Below are 2,908 nucleotides of genomic sequence, written 5' to 3' on the forward strand. Positions count from 1 at the left end.
GCCCGGGCCGGTGCGGTGTACGAGGTCTGAGCAGGTCGGCGGAGTTCCACCGCCTTGAGCCGTCGCCGCCGCACCGGCTGACCGACCGCCGTGCGCGGTCCGTCCGGAACGCCCGGGCGGGCGCGCACGACCATCCGAACCCGGCGCGGGGGAAGCGGAGATGACCGACCGTCTGATCGCCCTGCGCCTGTCGGCGGCCGGTTCCGGCGGATGCGGCGCTCCCCTCTCCGGCTAGCGCCGTCCGGGAACGGGCAGCCCGAGGTGGTCCCGCAGGGTGGGGCCGGTGTAGTCGGTGCGGAACACCCCGCGCTCCTGGAGCAGCGGCACCACCCGGTCGACGAACTCGTCCAGGCCGCCCGGGGTGAGGTGGGGGACGAGGATGAAGCCGTCGGCCGCGTCGTTCTGCACGAAGTGGTCGATCTGCGCGGCGACGGTGGCCGGCGAGCCGATGAAGGACTGCCGGCCGGTCAGCTCGATCACCAGTTCGCGGCTGGTCAGCTTCTTCTCCGCGGCCACCGCCCGCCACCGTTCGGCGACGGCCACCGGGTCGGCGTGCCGGACCCGGCCCTGCACCAGGCCGCTGTCCGGATCGGGGTCGACGGCCGGCAGCGGTCCGTCCGGGTCGTGGCCGGACAGGTCGACGCCCCAGACCTGTTCCAGGAAGGCGATGGCGGTCTGCGGACCGACCTGGGCCCGGCGGATCCCGTGGGCCCGTTCGGCCGCCTCGGCGTCGGTGTCGCCGAGGACGAAGGTGGCTCCGGGCATGATCTTCAGCTCGTCCGGCTTGCGCCCGTACGCGGCGAGCCGGCGCTTGACGTCGGCGTGGAAGGCCTGGCCGTCGGCCAGGGTGGAGTGCCGGGAGAAGACCACGTCGGCGGTGGCGGCGGCGAACTCGCGCCCCTCGTCGGAGTCACCGGCCTGGATCACCACCGGGTGGCCCTGCGGCGGGCGCGGCAGCGAGAGCCGGCCCTCGACGTCGAACTGCGGTCCCGAGTGCCGGACGGGCTCCTCCCCGGCGTCCCAGAACTCTCGTGCCAGCTGGACGAATTCGGCGGCCCGGCGGTAACGGTCGGCCCGGTCCAGGTAGCCGCCGCGGCGGAAGTTCTCCCCGGTGAAGGCGTCCGAGGAGGTGACCACGTTCCAGGCCGCGCGGCCGCCGGAGAGGTGGTCCAGCGAGGCGAAGCGGCGGGCGAGTTCGTACGGCTCGTTGAAGGTCGCGTTGACGGTGGCGGCCAGTCCGAGCCGCTCGGTGACGGCGGCCAGCGCGTTCAGCACGGTGATCGACTCGGGGCGGCCGACCACGTCGAGGTCGTGGATGAGGCCCTTGGTCTCGCGCAGCCGCAGACCCTCGGCGAGGAAGAAGAAGTCGAACTTCCCGCGCTCGGCGGTCTGCGCGAGGTGGCGGAAGGAGGAGAACTCGATGTGGCTGCCGGCGGCCGGGTCGCTCCAGACGGTGGTGTTGTTGACGCCGGGGAAGTGAGCGGCGAGGTGGATCTGCTTGCGCGGTCGGTCCGTCATCGGGTCACCTCGGCGAGGGCGGGGGAAGCGGTGGAGGCGTCGGCGGGGCGGGCGGCGTAGCGGCTGGCCGGGCGCGCCAGGCCGAGGTGCTCGCGCAGGGTGCGGCCGGTGTACTCGGCGCGCAGCAGTCCGGCGGCGCGCAGGGTGGGGGCGATCCGGTCGGCCAGTGCGGCCAGGTCGCGCGGCGGGTCGGCGGGGGAGAGGTGGAAGCCGTCGACGCCGGTGCCGGTCGCGGTGAGCTCGGCGAGCAGCCGCTCGTCGGCGGCCCGGTCGGGCAGGGCGGACAGGGCGGCGTCGAGCCGGGCGAGGATGCGCAGGCTCTCGCCGGCCCGCAGCCGCAGTTCGGTGGCGGCGGTCAGCCGGGTGGCGGGGTCGGGGGCGTCGAGCAGCACGACGTCGGCGTGCCGGATCGCGGCGGCGACCCGGGCGCGCCCGCCGGGGGAGGCGTCCGCCGCGAGGTCGGCGGCGGCGACCGGTACCGCGACCACCGGGCGGCCCTGCGGCGGGCGCGGGGTGATGGACGGGCCGCGGACCGAGAAGTGCGGGCCCTCGAAGTCGATGTGGTGCAGCTTGTCGCGGTCGATGAACCGCCCGGTGGCGGTGTCGCGGATCTCCGCGTCGTCCTCCCAGCTGTCCCAGAGCCGGGCGGCCACCTCGACGGCGTCGGCGGCCTCGGCCCACAGCTCGTCCTCGGCGGCGACCGGTCGGCGGCCGAAGGCCCGCGCCTCGGCCTCGGTCGCGGAGACGCCGACCAGCCAGCCCGCCCGGCCCTCGGAGGCCCAGTCCAGGGTGTTGACCGAGATCGAGGTGTGGAAGGGCTCGGTGTGGGTGGTGGTGACGGTCGGCACCAGCCCGACCCGGCTGGTCAGCGGGGCGAGCCGGGCGAGGGTGGCGAGCGCGTCGGGACGGCTCGGTGCGGGGGCGAAGGAGTCGTCGAGGGTGACGAAGTCCAGGGTGGCCCGCTCGGCGAGGCGGGCGAGGGAGGCGTAGTGCCCGGCGTCGAAACGGCCGGGGCTGTCGAGGGCTGCGGACAGGTGCAACTGGCGGGGCATGGTGAGCCTGACTTCCTCGTGCGGACGCGTGCGGGCACCGGGGCAGCCGTGCGGAGACGGGTGCGCGGGGGCACGCCGACGCGCGGTGGCGGCCCGCGGGCGGAGCCCGTACGGGCGGGGAGGGAGGGACCGGCGCCGGGCGGGACGTCAGCCGGGCGGCGGCGGGGGAACGGTCAGCTCAGCCGCGACACGCCGCGGACCACACGCGACCGAAGTCGATGTGGCTGCGGGTGACCAGCGGGCACGAGGCGTTCACCGCTTCAGTTGACCAGGGCGTCCGTCGGTTCGTCAACCGCCGTTTCCGCCTGCCCGGCGTGCCCCGGTACGCACGAGGCCCC

Annotated in this window: 2 protein-coding genes; both read right to left on the reverse strand. The window is 75.5% G+C overall.

Annotation, left to right across the window (positions count from 1 at the left end; genetic code table 11):
- Window positions 1-231: 231 nt before the first annotated feature.
- The gene (locus tag ACFU7Y_RS42485) at window positions 232-1,518 is read right to left on the reverse strand and encodes an LLM class flavin-dependent oxidoreductase (protein WP_380771797.1); all 1,287 of its coding nucleotides are present in this window, start codon (window positions 1,516-1,518) and stop codon (window positions 232-234) included.
- Window positions 1,515-2,570, reverse strand: coding sequence for an LLM class flavin-dependent oxidoreductase (locus ACFU7Y_RS42490; RefSeq protein ID WP_380771799.1), 1,056 nt, complete (start codon window positions 2,568-2,570; stop codon window positions 1,515-1,517). Before ACFU7Y_RS42490 ends, ACFU7Y_RS42485 begins: the two co-directional genes overlap by 4 nt.
- Between the last annotated feature and the right edge of the window lie 338 nt (window positions 2,571-2,908).

Source organism: Kitasatospora sp. NPDC057542, assembly GCF_042801945.1.
Lineage (GTDB): Bacteria > Actinomycetota > Actinomycetes > Streptomycetales > Streptomycetaceae > Kitasatospora.

What these genes read in the sequence shown, in the direction of transcription:
- ACFU7Y_RS42485 (WP_380771797.1), bottom strand. Translation starts at nt 1,518, where the DNA reads ATGACGGACCGACCGCGCAAGCAGATCCACCTCGCCGCTCACTTCCCC.
- ACFU7Y_RS42490 (WP_380771799.1), bottom strand. Translation starts at nt 2,570, where the DNA reads ATGCCCCGCCAGTTGCACCTGTCCGCAGCCCTCGACAGCCCCGGCCGT.